This is a genomic window from Ensifer sp. ENS02, from assembly GCF_014851885.1.
Lineage (GTDB): Bacteria > Pseudomonadota > Alphaproteobacteria > Rhizobiales > Rhizobiaceae > Ensifer > Ensifer adhaerens.
The window spans coordinates 34,097-54,045 of sequence record NZ_JACVAO010000012.1 but is presented as its reverse complement, the minus strand read 5'-3'; the positions used below and the strand labels follow the sequence as shown (position 1 = coordinate 54,045).

At 62.4% G+C, this 19,949-nt stretch carries 18 protein-coding genes and 2 riboswitches; of the genes, 14 read left to right on the top strand and 4 right to left on the bottom strand.

The window, feature by feature from the left end; translation table 11 throughout:
- Positions 1 to 171: 171 nt before the first annotated feature.
- Positions 172 to 1,098 (bottom strand): LysR substrate-binding domain-containing protein, encoded by a 927-nt coding sequence (locus tag IB262_RS24545; protein ID WP_192493930.1) that lies wholly within the window; start codon positions 1,096 to 1,098, stop codon positions 172 to 174.
- Positions 1,099 to 1,161: 63 nt separating this feature from the next.
- Between IB262_RS24545 and IB262_RS24540 the strand changes: the two genes are divergently transcribed.
- From IB262_RS24540 to nrdF, 7 genes are all read left to right on the top strand, one after another.
- Positions 1,162 to 1,542, top strand: a complete 381-nt coding sequence (locus IB262_RS24540; protein WP_192493929.1) for a hypothetical protein — start codon at positions 1,162 to 1,164, stop codon at positions 1,540 to 1,542.
- Positions 1,543 to 1,560: 18 nt separating this feature from the next.
- A riboswitch (cobalamin riboswitch) is annotated at positions 1,561 to 1,780 on the top strand.
- A gap of 99 nt (positions 1,781 to 1,879) precedes the next feature.
- On the top strand, positions 1,880 to 4,234 hold the full coding sequence (metE, locus tag IB262_RS24535) for a 5-methyltetrahydropteroyltriglutamate--homocysteine S-methyltransferase (RefSeq protein WP_192493928.1): 2,355 nt from the start codon (positions 1,880 to 1,882) through the stop codon (positions 4,232 to 4,234).
- Positions 4,231 to 5,031 (top strand): hotdog domain-containing protein, encoded by an 801-nt coding sequence (locus IB262_RS24530; RefSeq protein WP_192493927.1) that lies wholly within the window; start codon positions 4,231 to 4,233, stop codon positions 5,029 to 5,031. Before metE ends, IB262_RS24530 begins: the two co-directional genes overlap by 4 nt.
- A 150-nt stretch (positions 5,032 to 5,181) precedes the next feature.
- Positions 5,182 to 5,408: riboswitch (cobalamin riboswitch) on the top strand.
- Between the two features lie 387 nt (positions 5,409 to 5,795).
- Positions 5,796 to 6,017, top strand: a complete 222-nt coding sequence (gene nrdH, locus IB262_RS24525) for a glutaredoxin-like protein NrdH (RefSeq protein ID WP_034805557.1) — start codon at positions 5,796 to 5,798, stop codon at positions 6,015 to 6,017.
- A gap of 12 nt (positions 6,018 to 6,029) precedes the next feature.
- Positions 6,030 to 6,446, top strand: a complete 417-nt coding sequence (gene nrdI / locus IB262_RS24520) for a class Ib ribonucleoside-diphosphate reductase assembly flavoprotein NrdI (RefSeq protein WP_060521950.1) — start codon at positions 6,030 to 6,032, stop codon at positions 6,444 to 6,446.
- Positions 6,416 to 8,569: a class 1b ribonucleoside-diphosphate reductase subunit alpha gene (gene nrdE, locus IB262_RS24515; RefSeq protein WP_110818809.1), complete on the top strand. Its 2,154-nt coding sequence runs from the start codon at positions 6,416 to 6,418 to the stop codon at positions 8,567 to 8,569. The genes nrdI and nrdE overlap by 31 nt, the downstream gene beginning before the upstream one ends.
- A 128-nt stretch (positions 8,570 to 8,697) precedes the next feature.
- A complete protein-coding gene (gene nrdF / locus IB262_RS24510) occupies positions 8,698 to 9,672 on the top strand; it encodes a class 1b ribonucleoside-diphosphate reductase subunit beta (protein WP_110818810.1) in 975 nt (324 codons plus the stop codon).
- Between the two features lie 79 nt (positions 9,673 to 9,751).
- On the opposite strand, the gene IB262_RS24505 is transcribed toward nrdF, so the two are convergent.
- Entirely contained in the window at positions 9,752 to 10,948 is a 1,197-nt protein-coding gene (locus IB262_RS24505; RefSeq protein WP_060521947.1) for a multidrug effflux MFS transporter, read from the bottom strand.
- A 189-nt stretch (positions 10,949 to 11,137) separates the two neighbouring features.
- Between IB262_RS24505 and IB262_RS24500 the strand changes: the two genes are divergently transcribed.
- Positions 11,138 to 11,806, top strand: a complete 669-nt coding sequence (locus tag IB262_RS24500) for a TetR/AcrR family transcriptional regulator (RefSeq protein ID WP_192493926.1) — start codon at positions 11,138 to 11,140, stop codon at positions 11,804 to 11,806.
- A gap of 30 nt (positions 11,807 to 11,836) precedes the next feature.
- Here the strand turns inward: IB262_RS24500 and IB262_RS24495 are convergent, their stop codons facing one another.
- On the bottom strand, positions 11,837 to 12,121 hold the full coding sequence (locus IB262_RS24495; RefSeq protein ID WP_192493925.1) for an acylphosphatase: 285 nt from the start codon (positions 12,119 to 12,121) through the stop codon (positions 11,837 to 11,839).
- Positions 12,122 to 12,380: 259 nt separating this feature from the next.
- Between IB262_RS24495 and IB262_RS24490 the strand changes: the two genes are divergently transcribed.
- The 6 genes from IB262_RS24490 to IB262_RS24465 all read left to right on the top strand — a co-directional run bounded on the left by IB262_RS24490 (position 12,381) and on the right by IB262_RS24465 (position 19,241).
- A complete protein-coding gene (locus IB262_RS24490) occupies positions 12,381 to 13,271 on the top strand; it encodes a substrate-binding domain-containing protein (protein ID WP_034805529.1) in 891 nt (296 codons plus the stop codon).
- 111 nt (positions 13,272 to 13,382) lie between these two features.
- Complete coding sequence (locus IB262_RS24485) at positions 13,383 to 14,894, top strand: sugar ABC transporter ATP-binding protein (protein WP_060601759.1); 1,512 nt, start codon at positions 13,383 to 13,385, stop codon at positions 14,892 to 14,894.
- Positions 14,891 to 15,853: an ABC transporter permease gene (locus IB262_RS24480; protein WP_060601762.1), complete on the top strand. Its 963-nt coding sequence runs from the start codon at positions 14,891 to 14,893 to the stop codon at positions 15,851 to 15,853. Before IB262_RS24485 ends, IB262_RS24480 begins: the two co-directional genes overlap by 4 nt.
- 22 nt (positions 15,854 to 15,875) lie before the next feature.
- On the top strand, positions 15,876 to 16,817 hold the full coding sequence (locus IB262_RS24475; protein ID WP_060601765.1) for a sugar kinase: 942 nt from the start codon (positions 15,876 to 15,878) through the stop codon (positions 16,815 to 16,817).
- Positions 16,818 to 16,822: 5 nt separating this feature from the next.
- Entirely contained in the window at positions 16,823 to 18,103 is a 1,281-nt protein-coding gene (locus tag IB262_RS24470) for a D-tagatose-bisphosphate aldolase, class II, non-catalytic subunit (protein ID WP_110818812.1), read from the top strand.
- Between the two features lie 121 nt (positions 18,104 to 18,224).
- Entirely contained in the window at positions 18,225 to 19,241 is a 1,017-nt protein-coding gene (locus tag IB262_RS24465) for a LacI family DNA-binding transcriptional regulator (RefSeq protein WP_034805926.1), read from the top strand.
- Between the two features lie 79 nt (positions 19,242 to 19,320).
- Here the strand turns inward: IB262_RS24465 and IB262_RS24460 are convergent, their stop codons facing one another.
- Positions 19,321 to 19,938: an isochorismatase family protein gene (locus IB262_RS24460; RefSeq protein ID WP_060581082.1), complete on the bottom strand. Its 618-nt coding sequence runs from the start codon at positions 19,936 to 19,938 to the stop codon at positions 19,321 to 19,323.
- Between the last annotated feature and the right edge of the window lie 11 nt (positions 19,939 to 19,949).

Sequence of the window (19,949 nt, the reverse complement as noted above, 5' to 3'; positions counted from 1 at the left end):
GCTTGCGGTATCCGCGTCGGAGGGCTGATACTTTCCTTCTCTGCGGTTGGCCGCAGTCTTTAGGGAGCCGCCATGTCAGTTTGGTAACAGCCGTTCTCAGCTGATTTTCAGTTTCTCCATGAAAGCGTCATCTTCAGAAGACCGACGGGCCGAGTAGGCCCCGTTGTGTCTCTACATTGCGCCGCGGTCGGTCCGACGCGACGCCGGACAGGATTGCTCCATCACGGTCGAAAGCATGGCGTTCGACGCATCGGCCTCGGCGACGACCCAGTCGCGAAAGGCCTGGATCTTCTTCTGCCGCCTGGTGCTTTGCGGATAGACGAGCCAATAGGCGCGGCCGTCGCGCACCACATGCTCGAACGGCCGGATGAGCCTGCCGCTCTTCAGTTCATCCATCAGGAAGGTCGAGACGGCAATCGCAATGCCGTGATCCGCAAGGATTGTGGCGACATCCATCGCCTGCACGTCGAAGATCAATTCGGTGCCATTGCTTGCCGGCGGCTCGACGCCGGTTTCGATCATCCACCGCCGCCACCAGCTGGCGTTGCCGAAACGCCGGACTCTCAGAACGTCCGCGGGCTCCTTGAGCTGGTACTTTTCCAGGAAGGATGGCGTGCAGACAGGCACGTAATCGAGCGGAAACAAGGGAAAGACATCGTTGCCCGGCCAGTCGCCGGCGCCGCTGCGCACCGCGAGATCGATGGCGTCACGTTTGAAATCGACCAACTCGGTCGACATGTGCACCCTGATGCTGATGTTGGGATGCGCGGTCTGAAACGACGCGAGGCGCTGACCGAGCCAGCTCGACACGACGGTTGGCAGCACCGAGATGCGCAGGTGATGTTCGGTCTTGTCGGCGATCTCCGAGAAAGCCGCCCCTAAGAGATCGATCGCTTCGGTCACCTTCGGCGCTAGCTGCCGCCCGGCGCCGGTCAATCGCACCTCGCGCGGAAGCCGAACGAACAGCGGCGCGCCGATGCGATCTTCCAACAGCCGGATCTGATAGCTGACGGCCGCCTGCGTCATGCCGAGCTCTTCGGCGGCGCGGGTGAAACTCAGGTGCCTGGCGGCGGCCTCAAAGGCGCGCACCGCACTCATGGGAGGAATCTTGCTCATGGAACTGAGATAAGCATTCTTTATGCCCGCATGCGAGAAATCGCTTTGCGCGAAACGGCAAAAACCCTCACTTTTTTTCGCGAACACACGCCCTTGAAAGAAGTGAGGATAGCAATGCTTAGCGCAGTGCGATCAACGATTTACCATGTCCTGAACTGGGCCGATAAGACCCTCAACCCTCCGGTTGCCATCGACACGTTCAACGAGTTCCAACTCCGGGATATCGGCCTGACGCGAGATCAAGAGCATATCCGCGCGCGCGTTGGCGACGCGGCGGATCCGTGGCAGTGGCCGGAGGAGGACGCTTCGACCAAACCGCAACCGTCCCGTGAGCGGAAAGCAATGGAAAGACCTCGTCCTGCCACTGTCTCGCCGCGGGCGGCGGCGGGAGAGAATAAAGACATAAGCATTTCTTTATGCGATTGACGAAGAGCTCGGGACAGGGCATTGTCGCCCCACCGTGGTTCTTCGCCCGCCTTTGGAGGGACGGAGCTAAGAGGGAATTCGGTGCGGCGCCAGACAAGCGCCCATGCCGGAGCTGCCCCCGCAACTGTAAGCGGAGAGCGGCCGTTCGAAGATGTCACTGAGGGAGACGCCTCGGGAAGACGGAACGGTCCGTGACGACCCGCAAGCCAGGAGACCTGCCGCGATGAACAACGTCCACGGGCGGGGTGTCCGATGAGGCGCGTTGAGGACGCGGGATCGCTCTCGCGCCGCGGCTGCGTCGCATTCAAGCCTTGCCCATAACCTTCGGGGTAAGGAAATGACCATCAAGACTGCCAATCTCGGTTTCCCGCGCATCGGCCGCCGTCGCGAATTGAAATTCGCGCTCGAACGCTATTGGGCCGGAAAGGCCAGCCGCGGCGAACTTCTCGATACCGGAGCCAAGCTCCGCGCTGAAAACTGGGCCGCGCAGAAAACGCGCGGCATCGACATCATCCCCTCCAACGACTTCTCCTTCTACGACCACGTGCTCGATACCGCCGTGCTTGTCGGCGCAATCCCGCCGGCCTATGGCTGGACGGGCGGCCCGGTCGATCTCGACACCTATTTTGCCATGGCGCGCGGCTCGGCCGGAACGCCCTGCGCCGCCGGCTGCACCCATTCGGGAAGCAGCAGCGGCACTCCCGCGCTCGAAATGACAAAGTGGTTCGACACCAACTATCACTACATGGTGCCCGAGTTCGACAGGGATCAGCGCTTCGAGCTCACCCACAATCGGCCGCTGGAAGCCTTCCAGGAAGCTCAGGCCCTCGGCTATCGCACACGCCCGGTGCTCATCGGCCCGGTGACACTGCTGAAGCTCGGCAAATCGAAGGGCGGCGACTTCGATCCGGTCGATCTGATCGAACGGCTCCTGCCCGTTTACGTGAGGGTCCTGGCGGAGCTTGCTGACGCCGGCGCCGATTGGGTCCAGATCGACGAGCCTTGCCTGGCGCTCGATCTCGCGGACAAGGATCGTCGCGCTCTCGACCTCGCCTATCGCACGTTCGACACCGACGTGCCCGGACTCAAGATCATGCTGGCGACCTATTTCGGCTCGATCGGCGACAACACGGCAACGGCGTTGGCGCTGCCGGTCGATGGACTGCATGTCGATCTCGTGCGCGCGCCGCAGCAGATCGACACGCTCATCCAATCGGCTCCGGCGGACCGGGTCCTATCGCTCGGGGTCATCGACGGCCGCAACATCTGGCGGACCGATCTGGCCGGCCTGTTCCGCCGGCTGCAGCCTCTGACTTCGGCCCACGGCCGCGACCGCATCGAACTCGCACCTTCATGCTCACTCCTGCACGTGCCGATCGATCTCGACCTGGAGCGTGCGCTTGATCCGGAACTTTCCTCCTGGCTCGCCTTCGGTACGCAGAAACTCGACGAACTCAGCCTGCTTGCCAGCGCCTTCGAGCCGGGGCTTGCCATTTCCGAGCACGTTTTCGCCGCCTCGATCGCGTCCGCCCAGGCGAGGCTCACCTCACTCAGGATCCATGATCCTCTGGTCGCCGGGCGCTTGAAAGCGCTGACGGATGCGGACAGCAAGCGGCAATCCCCGTTCGCGGGCCGCCGGGCACTGCAGGCGAAGAAGCTGTCATTGCCGCTCTTCCCGACAACGACGATCGGATCCTTCCCGCAGACATCGGAGGTTCGGCAGGCCCGTTCACTGCATGCGAAGGGCGAACTCAGCTATGTCGACTACACCGCCTATCTTCGCCGAGAGACCGAAGTGGCGGTGCGCTGGCAGGAAGAGGTCGGCATCGACGTACTCGTTCACGGCGAGTTCGAGCGCAACGACATGGTGCAGTATTTTGGCGAGCAGCTCTCGGGCTACGCCTTCACCCAGAGCGGCTGGGTGCAGAGCTACGGATCGCGCTGCGTGCGTCCGCCTGTTATCTTCGGCGACGTTTCGCGACCAAACCCGATGACGGTCGAGTGGGCGACCTTCGCGCAGTCGCTGACCGATCGCCCGGTCAAGGGCATGCTGACGGGTCCGGTCACCATGCTGCTATGGTCCTTCGTTCGTGACGACCTGCCACGTTCCGTGGTGTGCCGGCAGATCGCGCTAGCACTGCGCGATGAAGTGTCGGATCTCGAGGCGGCCGGCATCGCCATCATCCAGATCGACGAACCGGCACTGCGCGAAGGCCTGCCGCTGCGAAATGCCGATCGCAAGACCTATCTCGACTGGGCGGTGGAGTGCTTCCGTCTCAGTGCAGCCGGGGTGGGCGATGCGACCCAGATCCACACCCATATGTGCTACTCCGAGTTCAACGACATCATGGCCGCAATCGCGGCGATGGACGCCGACGTCATGTCGATCGAGACGTCGCGATCGAAAATGGAACTGCTCGGCGCCTTCGCCGACAAGGCCTATCCGAACGAGATCGGCCCGGGCGTCTACGACATCCATTCGCCACGCGCGCCCAGCGTCGAGGAAATGGTGCATCTCATCGAAAAAGCGACCGAGGGCCTCACGCCGGACCAGATCTGGGTCAATCCCGATTGCGGACTGAAGACCAGGCGCTGGGAAGAGACGCGGCCGGCGCTCGTCAACATGGTCGCCGCCGCCCGCTCGCTTCGAGCGGCTTTTGCCGCCGATACGCGCGAAGCCGTCAAAGCATGACGGGGCAGCACGAAGTCACGACGGCGCCGGGGGAAACCCCGGCGCCACAAACCCTGATCGACATCGTTTTTCCAGGCGATACCAATCACCATGGCACGCTCTTTGGTGGCGCCGCCCTCGCGTCGATGGACCGGATCGCTTTCATCGTCGCCACCGGTCACGCGCGCGTTCCCTTCGTCACCGCATCCTGCGACCGCATCGATTTTCGTGCGCCTGCGCGCATCGGTCAGATCGTCTGCTTCAGCGGCCGTCCGGTTCGTGTCGGGCGCCGCTCGGTGGTGGTCGAGGTCGAGATGATCGCGGAAGATATCGCCACCGGCAGCCGCGCCCTTTGCAGCAGGGGCACCTTCACCATGGTCGCGATGCCCTGTGCCGATGAAACGGATTGGATGCTGCCGCCGCTCGATGTGGCAACGGACACGCCCGAAGAGGCGGGCACCCTACGCATGGTCGACATCGTCTTTCCCGGCCAGGCCAACAGCTTCGGCGCCATATGCGGTGGCAACGCCCTCGCGCATATGACGAAGGCCGCATTCGTCGTCGCGACGCGCCGGAGCCGCCGGGCGACCGTCCTTGCCTCCTGCACCGGTATGGACTTCAAGCACCGGATCATGATCGGTTCGATCATCGAACCCATCGCCCGCATTGTGCGGACGGGTCGCAGTTCAGCCACCGTCGAGGTCGAACTCTGGTCGGAAGAGCTCCTCACCGGTCTGCGACAGCGGACTGTTACCGGAACGTTCGCTATGGTCGCCGTCGACGATGACAACCGGCCCGTGGCCGCTTTCGCTGCTTGATGGAATGGGGCGTCCGCACCAGGGGCGCCCTATCCACAACCTTGGTGCCAACCGGCTGTTTACTCCCCGTTATCCACACTGCAAAAGAAACCACCCTCCTACCCCCGCCTTCCACATACGGAACCTATTGACGCAGATTTGCGATGAACTACTATATCTAGTGTTCGAGGTTCTTCCGATTCGCAAGGATTGGGAGCTAAGACGGGAATACGGTGCGCCGGCGGGTTTCCGCTGAGGCTATGCCGTAGCTGCCCCCGCAACTGTAGACGGCGAGCGACTGTCCGGATTTGGACCACTGAGGCATGAGGCCTCGGGAAGGTCGGGATGGAAGCTTTGACCCGTAAGCCAGGAGACCTGCCTCGATCACCAAACGTCCACGGGCGGGGTGTCCGGAGGGGTTGAGTGCGTGGCAGGATGAGCCTGCCCGATCGTCTCGACGTCTCCCCGGCAGCCCGTCGAAAGCTTCGGGGTGAAGTCATGCCAGTTTCTTCCAGTTCAGATCCACCTTCTGCGGACGGGTGCGCGTTGTTGCGCGCCTGATCGAAAGGCCGCGCCTTGAAAACCCGCATCCGCGGAATTCCTGAGCGCCCGACCAAAACGAGCCGGCCCGGTTGCGTAACCGACCTTGGGCCAGCTTGACGACGTCAACTCCGGTCGAGTCGACCGGGGAGCGATGTTTCGTGTCCAATCGCCAACACCACGGTTCGCGTTCGCGCGATCCGACGACTTTTTGCGCCCATTTGCCAGACCCCCACGAGGAACCCATGTCGATCACCGTCTACAGCAAACCAGCCTGCGTCCAATGCACCGCCACAACCCGTGCGCTCGACCGCCAAGGCATCGATTATCGCATCGTCGATATCTCCGAGGATTCCGATGCATTCGCGCTGGTGCAGGGTCTTGGCTATCGGCAGGTCCCGGTCGTCGTCGCCGGCGAGCGGCATTGGGCGGGTTTCCGCCCGGACATGATCAGCGCGCTTTCCTGAAGGACGCTGGCGATGGGCCTGATCGTCTATTTTTCCAGCCGCTCGGAAAACACCCATCGCTTCGTCGAAAAGCTCGGCCTTCGCGCCGCCCGCATACCGCTCAGGGAAGGTATGGACGCACTTACGGTCGCAGAGCCCTATGTGCTGATCGTGCCGACCTATTGCGGCGACGATGGCCGCGGGGCGGTGCCGAAGCAGGTCATCCGCTTCTTGAACGACGCGGGCAACCGCTCTCACATCCGCGGCGTGATCGCAGCGGGCAACAGCAATTTCGGCGCGACCTACGGGATCGCCGGCGACGTGATTTCGGCCAAGTGCCGGGTACCCTATCTCTACCGGTTCGAGCTGCTCGGGACCGACGAGGACGTCGCCAATGTCAAAAACGGGATGGAACGATTTTGGACGTCACGACACTCGAACGCCCCTTGAAGGCGACGGAAGCAGCGCTCGACTATCATGCGCTGAACGCAATGCTGAACCTCTATGACGAAGAGGGACGGATCCAGCTCGACAAGGACCGGCAGGCGGCGAAACAGTACTTCCTCCAGCACGTCAATCAGAACACGGTGTTCTTCCATAACCTCCGGGAAAAACTCGATTATCTGGTGACCGAGGGCTATTACGAGCAGGAAGTGCTGGACCAGTATTCCTTCAACTTCGTGCGCGATCTCTACGATCATGCCTATTCAAAGAAGTTCCGCTTTCCGACCTTCCTCGGGGCGTTCAAATACTACACGTCCTATACGCTGAAGACCTTCGACGGAAAGCGCTACCTGGAACGCTACGAAGACCGTGTCTGCATGGTGGCGATGGCCTTGGCGCGCGGCAACGAGGGGCTTGCCCGCGATCTCGTCGACGAGATCATCTCCGGCCGCTTCCAGCCGGCAACGCCGACTTTCCTCAACGCCGGCAAGAAGAGCCGCGGCGAGCTCGTCTCCTGCTTTCTGCTCCGGATCGAGGACAACATGGAGAGTATCGGCCGCGCCATCAATTCGGCGCTGCAGCTTTCCAAGCGCGGTGGCGGCGTGGCGCTGTCGCTCACCAACATCCGCGAGATGGGCGCGCCGATCAAGCAGATCGAGAACCAGTCATCCGGCGTCATCCCGGTCATGAAGCTGCTCGAAGACAGTTTCTCTTACGCCAACCAACTCGGCGCGCGCCAGGGAGCCGGTGCTGTCTACCTGCACGCCCACCACCCCGACATCATGCGCTTCCTCGATACCAAGCGCGAAAACGCCGACGAGAAGATCCGCATCAAGACGCTGTCGCTCGGCGTCGTCATCCCCGACATCACCTTCGAGCTCGCCCGCAACAACGAGGACATGTATCTGTTCTCACCCTATGACGTGGAGCAGGTCTATGGCGTGCCCCTCACCGAGATTTCGGTGACCGAGAAGTACCGCGAGATGGTCGAGGATGCCCGCATCCGCAAGCGCAAGATCAAGGCGCGCGACTTCTTCCAGATCATCGCCGAGATCCAGTTCGAGAGCGGTTATCCCTACATCATGTTCGAGGACACGGTGAACCGGGCAAACCCGATCGCCGGGCGCATCACCATGAGCAATCTCTGCTCGGAAATCCTGCAGGTGAGCGAAGCGAGCGCGTTCAACGACGACCTCTCCTACAAGCACATGGGCAAGGACATCTCCTGCAATCTCGGTTCGCTGAACATTGCGGCTGCGATGGACAGCCCGGATTTCGGCCAGACGATCGAGACCTCGATCCGCGCCCTCACCGCCGTCTCCGAAATGAGCCACATCTCGTCCGTGCCCTCGATCGAAAAGGGCAACGACGACAGCCACGCGATCGGCCTCGGGCAGATGAACCTGCACGGCTATCTCGCCCGCGAGCGCATCTACTACGGCTCCGAGGAAGGCATCGATTTCACCAACATCTATTTCTACACGGTGACCTATCACGCCATCCGCGCGTCGAACCGGCTGGCGGTCGAGAAGGGCAAGAACTTCGCCGGCTTCGAAAACTCGAAATACGCGTCGGGTGATTATTTCGACAAATACACCGAAGCCGAATGGCTGCCGGCGACCGAAAAGGTGAAGGGCCTGTTCGAGGAAGCCGGCATCTCGATCCCGACTCAGGAGGACTGGCTGGAGTTGAAACGGGCAGTGATGGAAGGCGGCCTTTACAACCAGAACCTCCAGGCCGTGCCGCCGACCGGTTCGATCTCCTACATCAACCACTCCACTTCCTCGATCCACCCGATCGTCTCGAAGATCGAGATCCGCAAGGAAGGCAAGATCGGCCGCGTCTACTATCCGGCCGCCTTCATGACCAACGACAATCTCGAATATTACCAGGACGCCTACGAGATCGGGCCGGAGAAGATCATCGACACCTATGCGGCCGCCACCCAGCACGTCGACCAGGGCCTGTCGCTGACCCTGTTCTTTCGCGACACGGCAACGACCCGCGACATCAACCGTGCTCAGATCCATGCCTGGAAGAGGGGCATCAAGACCATCTACTACATCCGCCTTCGGCAGATGGCGCTCGAGGGTACGCAGGTCCAGGGCTGCGTTTCCTGCGCGCTGTAACCTCGCATTCCAGTAACGGCCCCTCACCCTAGCCCTCTCCCCGCAAGCGGGGAGAGGTCCCGGCAGGCGGATGAGGGGCACCCCCTCACCGCGCGATGAGGCATACACGATCACAAAGGTTCAACGACATGAACATGCACACCAAACCCGCAAGCCGCATCCGCGCCATCAACTGGAACCGCATCGAAGACGACAAGGACCTGGAGGTCTGGAACCGTCTGACCGGCAATTTCTGGCTGCCGGAGAAGGTGCCGCTTTCCAACGACATTCCCTCCTGGGCAACGCTGAAGCCGGAGGAGCAGACACTCACCATCCGCGTCTTCACCGGCCTCACCTTGCTCGACACGATCCAGAACGGCGTCGGCGCCGTCCGACTGATGGAAGATGCGGCCACCCCACATGAGGAGGCGGTGCTTTCCAACATCTCCTTCATGGAGGCGGTGCATGCCCGCTCCTATTCCTCGATCTTCTCGACGCTCTGCCTGACACCCGATGTCGATGACGCCTATCGCTGGTCGGAAGAGAACGAGTTCCTGCAGAAGAAGTCAGCGCTGATCATGGCGGAGTATGCCTCCGGCGATCCCCTGAAGAAGAAGGTCGCGAGCGTCTTTCTCGAAAGCTTCCTGTTCTATTCCGGCTTCTATCTGCCGATGTACTGGTCGAGCCGCGCCAAGCTCACCAACACCGCCGACATGATCCGGCTGATCATTCGCGACGAGGCGGTGCACGGCTATTACATCGGCTACAAGTTCCAGCGCGCGCTGGAGCGCTTGAGCGAGGAACGCCGCCAGGAGATCAAGGATTTCGCCTTCGACTTGCTGCTCGACCTCTACGACAACGAAGCGAAATACACCGAGGCGCTCTATGACGGCGTCGGCCTGACCGAAGACGTGAAGAAGTTCCTGCACTACAACGCCAACAAGGCGCTGATGAACCTCGGCTACGAGGCGCTGTTTCCGGCGGAAGCCTGCAAGGTCAACCCGGCCATTCTCTCGGCGCTTTCGCCGAATGCCGACGAGAACCACGACTTCTTCTCCGGTTCCGGTTCGTCCTACGTTATCGGCAAGGCTGTGGCGACCGAGGACGAGGACTGGAATTTTTAAGGACGGTCCATTCGGTCATACCTGACAACAAAGGCCGGCGAGGACGCCCTCGCCGGCCTTTGTTCAGCAATAGCAGCGCCTACTCTGCCGCGACCACCCGGCTGCGGCCGATCGTTGCTTGCGTCAGCAGGAAGGCGGCAAGGGCGCAAGCGGCGATCGCGCCGGCCATCGGCAGGGCCGTTCCGTCGAAGAAGATAGTCGCAACCACCATGGCGACGGCGGCGGTGACAAAGTGCAGCGTACCCATCAGTGCCGAGGCCGTGCCGGCGATCTCGCCGTGGTCTTCAAGCGCCAGCACCGCCGAGGTCGGGATAACCAGGCCGAGCACGCCATAGCCGACGAAGAGGAACGCGGCCATGACAGGCAACTGGTTGAAGCCGAGGCTCATGACGATGAACATCGTGACCATGGTCAGCGCGAAGGCGCCGACGGCAAGATGCATGACCCGCACCAGGCCGAAGCGCTCGCCGAGCCAGCCGGTCGCCTGCGACACAGCGAAGAACGACACGGCATTGATCGAAAAGGCGATGCTGTACTCAGTCGGCGTCAGCCCATAATGGTCGATCAGCACGAAGGGCGAATTGGCGAGATAGACCAGGAACCCGGAAATGCCGAGGCCGCCGATGAAGGTGAGCGTCAGGAAATTGCGGTCGGAGAGAAGCAGGCGATAGGCGGCAAGCGCACTTGCGATACTGCTGTCGGCGCGATCCTTCTTCGGCCGGGTTTCCTGCAATTGCGTTGAGAGCAGGATCAGACCGATGAAGGCGGCGATCGTCACCGCATAGAACACGCCGCGCCAACCGTAGAAGCCGATGACGGCGCTGCCGGCAAGCGGCGCCAGGATCGGCGAAATGCTGAAGACCAGCATCAGCATCGACATCAGCCGCGCAGCCTGGACGCCCGTGTGCATGTCGCGCACCACGGCGCGCGGAATGACCATGCCAGCGGCACCGCCGATCCCTTGCAGGAAGCGGAAAGCGATCAGGGTTTCGATGTCGGTCGAAAGCGCGCAGCCGATGCTGGCGACGGTGAAGAGGCCGATGCCGAGATAGAGCGGCGCCTTGCGGCCCCAGATATCGGAGAGGGGCCCATAGACAAGCTGCGAGATGGCAAAGGAGATGAAGAACGCCAGCAGGCTGAACTGCACCACGCCGTTTTCGGCCGTCAGATCCTTGCCGATCGACGGCAGGGCCGGCAGATACATGTCGATTGCAAACGGGCCGATCGCCGAGATCAGGCCAAGCACGATCGCCGTGCGGAGGAAGGACGTTGTCATGGCAATGAACTTTCAGAAATCGCGGCGCCGAAATCGCTGCCGCCCGGATTGAAACTCAAAGACATCGTCGTGCCAGGATCGAACGTTGGGGATACGCATCCTGCGCTGACTATTCCGTCCATTAATTTGGACACACATGTCAAATTAGACAGCATTGTCTAAATCGTCAATGGCGCCTATCTTCGGTCCATGAAGAAATTTGATTTGGCCTCGGCTGACGCTCGCCCCCAGAAAGGGCAATTCGCGAAACGCCTCTCGATCCTGGAGGCCGCGGCCGATGTTTTCTGTCGGGAAGGCTTTTCCGGCGCCAGCATCGACGAAATCGCCATTGAGGCGGGTGTCTCGCGTCAGACCATCTACAATCACTACCGCGAGAAAGAGACGCTGTTCATGGCGGTGATCCAGGACATCATGGATCGCGTGAACGGCGTGCTTTTCTCCATCCTCGCGACCTTTCCTGAAAACGGCGATAACCTCGAGGAAGACCTGGCCGAATTTGCCGTGCGCCTCAACAAGAACTGCAATTGCAACCAGGACGCCAAGTTCATCCAGAAGCTGATCTCGACCGAGGGCAACCGCTATCCGCATCTCTTCCAGTTCTGGCGGGAGCAAGGACCCGGCAAGACCGATCGGGCGCTGGCGGCGCTGTTTGCGCGCCTTGCCCACATCGCACCGCTCGACATCGACGATTTCGACCTCGCGGCGCGCCAGTTCATCGCACTGATCAAGGCCGACCTGCAGATGGGTGGGCTCTTCGGTGAAACGCCGAGCGAAGCAGAGCTGGAAATCAGCGCCCGCAGGGCGGTAAAGACGTTCCTGCGCGCCTATGGCCGGCCGTCAACGGTTTCGGCAGGCTAACGCCACCCGGCGCCAAAAACCAATCCCGGCCTATTCGGTGATGCGAAAGTCACCGACGTGCTCAGGCGGCTCGACAAATTCGGCAACGACCTTCGAAACCCATGCCGCCGGCGGCCCGTCATGCAGGCGCTCGAGCATGAGGGTGACCGCGTCCTCCGGGCCGCTGATCAAGGCGGCCACCGACCCGTCCGCCTCGTTTCGAACCCATCCCACCAGACCGAGCTTGCGCGCCTCGTCACGCGTCCAGACCCTGAAGCTGACGCCTTGCACCCGCCCAAGAATGCGGACCAACGCCGTCTTGCCGGTCTCAGCCATGGCTCGTCTCCTTTGCCGTTTGTCATGAAATCTGGCGCAAGGCTCCGGAAAGACAAGCCACCCGCAAAAGGACTGAAAGGACGACCGCTGCAACGTAGAAATTTCCACACTGCGCTCCAAATATTTTGTTCGTGTATTTTTAAAAGTTGACGCGCGAAAACTTTTATGATTTTTACGGCCTCACCAAGACGGCGGCGGGAGGGCCTCGCCAGCTTGGCTGAGACACAAGAAGGCCCGCGCCGTTTCCAGGGAGGAAACCATGAACATGTCCCGCATTCTGAAATCTCTCGTCGCCGGCACGGCGCTGTCGCTCCTTGCCTCCTCGGCTTTTGCCGACGGCATCGGCGCGTCGCTTCTGACCCAGCAGCACCCGTTCTACATCGAGCTCGCCGACGCGATGAAAGCCGAGGCTGAAGCCAAGAACGTCAAGCTCGAGGTCTCGATCGCCAACCAGGATCTGAACAAGCAGCTCGCCGATGTCGAAGACTTCATCGTCAAGGGCGTCGACGTCATCGTCATCTCGCCGGTCGACAGCCAGGGCGTGCGCGCTGCGATCGAAAAAGCCGAGAAGGCCGGCATCAAGGTGATCACCGTCGACGTTCCGGCAAATGGCGCGACCGTCACCTCGCATATCGGCACCGACAACTTCACCGGCGGCGTCAAGGCCGGCGAGCTGATGGCCAAGGTTCTCGACAACAAGGGCAAGGTCGCCGTCATCGACTATCCGACGGTCCAGTCGGTGGTAAACCGTGTCAACGGCTTCAAGGAAGCGATCGCCAAGCATCCTGACATGGAAATCGTCGCGATCCAGACCGGCATCACCCGCGCCGAAGCATTGGCCGCCGCCCAGAACATGCTGCAGGCCAATCCTGATATCACCGGCATCTTCGGCTTCGGCGACGATGCCGCCCTTGCCGCTGCCGTTGCGGTCAAGGCTGCGGGTCTCGAATCCCAGGTCAAGGTCATCGGCTTCGACGGCATGAAGGAAGCGCGCGACGCCGTCGACACGAACCCTGTCATGGTCGGCGTCATCCAACAGTTCCCGGACCAGATGGGCAAGCAGGCGGTCGACACCGCCGTCAAGGTTGCCGCCGGCGAGACCGTGCCGGCCGAACAGCCGATCGTCCCCGGCGTCTACACCGCGAAGTAAGTCCTCCCAGGACAGCCGCCGCCTCACCTCAGGGGCGGCGGCAACCCATCAGGGTCCGTTTCCGTCCTCTGGCCGGAGGCGCTGCTCTCGGCTGACCTGAAGGAGGCCGCCATGTTTGGTTCGACCAGCGATACCATTCTCGAAATCGACAACGTCACCAAATCCTTCGGCCAGGTCGCGGCGCTGAAGGGCATGCGCCTCAAGGTTCGCCGCGGCCGGGTGCACACGCTGCTCGGCGAAAACGGCGCCGGCAAATCGACGCTGATGAAGATCCTCGCAGGGGTTCACGAGGCGACCTCGGGGGAAATCGCCCTCGATGGGCGCCCCTACCAGCCGCGCAATCCGCAGGATGCCGCCGCACTCGGTCTTGCCATCGTCTTCCAGGAACTCAGCCTCTGCAGCAATCTGACGGTGGCCGAAAACATTCTCGCCACCCGCGAGCCACGCCGCTTCGGCTTCATCAACGACAAGGAACTGGTCGCCAGGGCCCGCGCGATCGTCGCCGATCTCGGCCTGCCGATCGACGTCAGCGAGAAGGTCGGCAATCTCTCGATTGCCCAGCGCCAGCTGGTCGAGATCGCCAAGGGCTTAAGCCACGAGGCCAAAGTCGTCATTCTCGACGAGCCGACGTCGTCGCTCAGCGACAGCGAAGCCGAGATCCTCTTCGACATCATCGCGCGGCTGAAGAGCCGTGGCGTCGCGGTCATCTACATCTCGCACCGCATGGAAGAGATCATGCGGCTCAGCGACGACATCACGGTCATCCGCGACGGTGAATATGTCTCCACCCATGATCGCGACGACGTCACCATCGAGACGCTGATCGCGCTGATGGTCGGCCGCCGCATGGACGAAATTTATCCGCCAGCGGCACACGAGCAGAAGCCGGATGCCACGCCGGTTCTCTCCGTCGACGACCTCACCCGCGACGGCGAGTTCGAGAACATCTCCTTTGACATCCGGCCCGGTGAAATCCTCGGCTTCTTCGGCCTCGTCGGCTCCGGCCGCTCCGAGGTGATGAACGCGCTCTTTGGCATGAAGGCTGCGACCGGAACTGTGCACTTCGAGGGGAAACCGGTCCGCTTCCGCTCGCCGGCAGAGGCAATCGCCCGCGGCATCGGCTTCGTCACCGAAAACCGCAAGGAAGAGGGCCTGGTCCTCAGCCACAGCGTCGGCTGGAACATCTCGATGGCGGCGCTCTCCGATTTCACCGGCCCGCTCGGCTTCACCCGCAGCCGCGCCGAACGCACGGCGGCAGCCCAGGAAGTCGGCCGGCTGGCGATCAAGACCCATTCGCTCGACACGCCCTCGGGTTCGCTCAGCGGCGGCAACCAGCAGAAGATCGTGCTCGCCAAGTGGCTGCTGACCCGGCCCAAGGTGCTGATCCTCGACGAGCCCACTCGCGGCGTCGATGTCGGCGCCAAGTTCGAAATCTACAAGATCATCCGCCAGCTGGCGGCCGAGGGAACGGCGATCCTGCTGATCTCCTCCGAGCTGCCGGAAGTGCTGGGAATGAGCGACCGCGTCGTCGTCATGCACGAGGGCGTCATCGGCGCAACGCTTTCCGGCGCCGAACTCAACCCGGAAACGATCATGGCGCACGCAACGGGATTTAAATCATGACGCAGCAATCCGAACTCCAGGCCGCCTTCCTGCGCGCCCTGAAACAGTATGGCGGCATCCTTTTGTCGTTGGTGATGCTCTGCGTCATCTTCTCCTTCCTCAACCCGCGCTTCATGTCGGTCGTCAACTTCATGAACATCCTGCAGCAGGTGGCCGTGGTGGCGATCGCCGCCTTCGGCATGACCTGGGTGATCCTGCTCGGCGAGATCGACCTTTCGGTCGGCTCGATCATCGCGGTTGCGGGCATGGTCGGGGCGCAATGTTTCGCCTTCGGTCTCGGCTTCGCGCCGGCGCTCGTCGTCACGCTTCTTGCCGGCGCCCTGATGGGCATGCTGAACGGCGTGCTGACGGCAAAACTGCTGCTTCCCTCCTTCATCGTCACCGTCGCGACCATGGGCATCTACCGCGGCATGGTCAGCCTGCCGACCAACGGCGCGCCGGCGATGATCGAGAACTCGACCTGGACCGCCATCGGTACCGAAAGCTTCCTCGGCCTGCCGATCATCATCTGGGTCGTCGCCGTGCTCTTCCTCGTCAACCACATCCTTTTGAGCAAGACGAGCTTCGGCCGCCGCGCCTATCTGACGGGCGGCAATCGCGAGGCAGCGGTCTATTCCGGCATCAAGGTCGACCGGCTGAAGATCACCATCTTCATGATCTCGGGCGTGATGGCGGCGATCAGCGGCGTGCTTCTCTCCTCCCGCCTGTTCTCCGCCCAGACCAATGCCGGCATGAGCTACGAGCTCGACGCGATCGCGGCGGCAGTCCTCGGCGGCACCTCGCTCGCCGGCGGCGTCGGCACCATGGTCGGCACGCTGATCGGCGCGCTCATCATCGGCGTCATGAACAACGGCATGAACATGCTGTCGGTCCCCTACTTCTACCAGCTCATCGTCAAGGGCCTGGTGATCCTGATCGCCGTCTGGCTCGACGTACGCGCCAAGCAGGCAAAGCGCTGATCTTTCCGAAGAGAACATACCCATGCACAAGATACTGACGATCGGCGAAATTCTCGTGGAGATCATCGCCACGGAAAAGGGCGACGGCTTTCGCCAGGCGACCCCTTTGATCGGCCCCTACCCCTCGGGTGCGCCGGCGATCTTCATTGACCAGGTCGGCAAGCTCGGCCAGGCAGCGGCAATGATCTCGCGCGTCGGCAACGACGATTTCGGCCACGTCAACCTTGATCGGCTCAAGGCCGATGGCGTCGACATCTCGGGTATCGCGGTCGATCCGCTCGGCACCACTGGCAGCGCCTTCGTGCGCTACCGCGCCGACGGCAGCCGCGCCTTCGTCTTCAACATCCGCCACAGTGCCTGCGGCACGATCCGGCTCGACGAGGCGACCCGGGCGCTGGTCGGAACTTGCAGCCACCTGCACGTGATGGGCTCGTCGCTCTACGCTCCAAGCGTGGTCGAGAGCATCATCGCCGCGATCGAGATCATCAAATCAGCCGGCGGCACCGTCTCCTTCGACCCGAACCTGCGGCCGGAAATCCTCGACAGTCCCGGCATGCGCGAGGCGCTGCAGGCGGTGCTCGCCAAGACCGACGTCTTCCTGCCGAGCGGACAGGAACTCTTCCTGTTCACGCAGGCAAAGACCGAAGCGGAAGCCATTGCCGAGCTGCTCGCCACCGGCATCAAGGTGGTCGTCGTCAAGCGCGGCGCCGAAGGCGCCAGCTATTTCGATCGTGAAACGACGCTCTCGCATCCGGGTTTTGCGGTCGAGGAAATCGACCCGACCGGCGCCGGCGACTGCTTCGGCGCGACCTTCGTCACCTTCTGGCTGAACGGAGCCAAGCCCGCTGAAGCACTGGAATTCGCCAATGCCTCGGGCGCGCGCGCCGTCATGATTTCCGGCCCGATGGAAGGCGCATCGACGCGCGCCGATCTCGAAACCTTCATCACCGCGAAAAAGGGCTGACCGCCATGCAACAGAACCTTCTGATCGACATCGCCCGCTGGTCCGAACGCCCCGGCCCCCGCGGCATACCCTCCGTCTGCTCGGCCCACCCGCTGGTGATCGAAGCCGCCATGCTTCGGGCGCTGAAGGAAGATGCCGCGCTTTTGATCGAGGCGACCTGCAACCAGGTCAACCAGGACGGCGGCTATACCGGCATGACGCCCGCCGATTTCACCCGCTTCGTCGCCGGGATCGCCGATCGTGTCGCCTTCCCGAAGGACAAGATCATTCTTGGCGGCGACCATCTCGGCCCCAACCCGTGGAAACACCTTGCGGCCGAAGAGGCCATGGCCAAGGCCGAGACGATGATCGAAGCCTATGCCAAGGCCGGCTTCACCAAGCTGCATCTCGATACCAGCATGGGCTGCGCCGGCGAGCCGGTGGCTCTGCCCGATGCGGTGACGGCGGAGCGCGCCGCGCGGCTGGCGGCTGCCGCCGAAGCCGCTATTCGCGGCGAAAACCACGCCGCTCCCGTCTACATCATCGGCACCGAAGTGCCGGTTCCGGGCGGCGCACTGGAAGAGCTCGACACGCTGGAAGTCACCGCACCCGAGGCGGCGGTCGAGACTGTCTCCATTCATCGCCAGGCGTTTGAAAAGGCCGGCGCTGCCGACGCCTTCGGACGTGTCGTGGGCGCGGTGGTCCAGCCGGGCGTCGAGTTCGGCAACGAGAACGTGATCGCCTATGACCGGGCGAAAGCGGCGAAGCTTAGCGCCACCCTGAAACAGCTCGACGGCGTCGTCTTCGAAGCGCATTCGACCGACTACCAGACACCAGAGGCGCTGCGCGATCTCGTTTCCGACGGCTTTGCCATTCTCAAGGTCGGCCCGGGCCTGACCTTCGCTTTGCGCGAGGCACTCTACGGCCTCGACCAGATCGCCGCCTTCCTTTTCCCCGAGGCGCGCAAGCAGACGCTGGCGGCCGTCACCGAGGAAGTGATGCGCGAGGAGCCGGCCAACTGGGGCAAGTATTACCACGGCTCGGCGGAGGCCCAGCGGCTGCAGCGGCACTTCTCCTATAGCGACCGCATCCGCTATTACTGGCCGCATCCGAAGGTCGCGGCAGCCGTCGAAGAACTTCTGGCACTGCTTGACGGCGTCGTCATCGCGGAAACGCTGATCAGCCAGTATCTCCCCGGCAATTACGAGCGCGTGCGCGACGGTGAAGTCGCGGCTCAAGCAAAACCGCTGGCACTTGCTGCCGTCGATCGGGTTCTCGAGGATTACTTCAGGGCCTGCCGCGCTTAGCGCCCGGCCCTCTGTTCGGTGAATATTTGCGAGCCGGTACTGCCTATCCCCTCGAAATGAACCTATAAACGAAATCAAAACAATATGGGGCACAGCTACCGTGGACAGACAGATCAAGACCATGGAGGATTTTTCGGAGTTCGTCGGCTTGTCGCGCCCGACGGTCTCGAAATACTTCAATGATCCAGGCTCGGTCCGCAAGAAGACCCGCGATGCCATCGAGGCTGCGATCAAGCAGTCGGGTTTTCGCCCGAACATCTTCGCCGTCAACCTGAACCGCCGCCGCACCAATATCCTCGGCGTCATCGTCCCGAACTCGACCGATCCCTTTTACATGGCGCTGACGCGCCGGATCGAACACATCGCCAACCAGGCAGGGTTCCTTGCCTTCGTGCTCTCCTCCGACGGGCGGCCGGAAATGGAAGAGCGGGCGATCGAGACCTTCAAGTCGATGAACGTCGCCGGCGCCATCATCGCGCCGCTCGGCGTGCAGTCGCATCACCGGACGCTGACGGCGCTCGGCGCCAGCATTCCGCTGATCTATGTGGACTCGCCACTCGACGACAGCTCGTCCTTCGTCGGCACCGACAACCGCCAGAGCTTCCGTCTGATGGTCGACTATCTTTGCCGCTCCGGCAGCCCGCCCTGCTACTTCGGCATGCCGCCGGTCAACAACAACGCGATGGCCCGGCGCGACGCCTATCTGGAAGCGATGCAGCAGCTGAAGATGGAGCCGGCACTGGTCGAAACCACGCCGAATGCCGCCTGGGATTTCGAAAAATTCGGCTTCGACGAGACGCTGCGCATCCTCGGCTCCGGCGGCTTTCCAACCAGGACGGTGCTTTGCGCCAACGACCGCGTCGCCTTCGGCGTCATTGCCGCCGCCTTCCAGTCGGGTCTCAAGGTCGGACGCGATGCCGATGCGGATCTGCGCGTCGCCGGCCACGACGACCATCCGCTGTCGCGCTACACCTGCCCGCCGCTGACGACGGTGGCGCAGAACTACAACGAGATCGGTCGTCTGGCGATCGAACTGCTTTTGTTCAAGCTCGGGGAAACCACCGACGACGGCGGCGCCTTCCCCGAGGACGAGCGCATTCTCTTGAGCGCCGAGATCATGCTGCGCGGTTCCGCCTAGCAAGGTCGGGCGACCCGTTCTGTCCGAATGCGACGTCTCAGAAGAGCGCGCTCCAGACAGGCCCGGTTGCGCTGCTCAATCAGGACCGGCGCGCCAGCGCCAGCACCTGATCGGTCGTCAGGATATCGCCGAAGGTGTCATCGATCGTCGCCAACGATGCGCGATGCAGCAGCGCATGCGGAACGACGTCACCTTCCCCCGTATCGAGATCGCGTGTGGCGCAGGCATCCGAAGCGACGATGACGTTGAAGCCGAGCGGCACGGCATCGCGCGCTGCACCGGCAACGCAGGCATGGGTCATCAGCCCTGACATGACGAGCGTATCGACGCCAGCCTGCCTCAACTGGGTGCCGAGATCCGTGCTGGCAAAGACGCTGACGGAGGATTTGCGCACCACCGAATGGTTGGCGGCGGGCTGAATGTCCCGGTGAAACGCCGAAGTCTCGCTGTCCTCGGCAAACACCGGGCTGCCAGCCGGCGTGACATGCTTGACGTGATAGACCTTCATCCCATCGGAATCGGCGCGCTGTATCAACCGCTTGGCATTGGCGAGCGCCTTTTCGCCATCGGGGATCGGCATGCGGCCGCCAAAATATTCGTTCTGGAAGTCGATCGCCAGCAGCGCCGTCTTCCTGGGATCGAGGCTGGCGGGGGCAGCGGCACCGGCAATCGTACGGATGGTCGGGTGTTGTGTCATCGGAGGTTCCT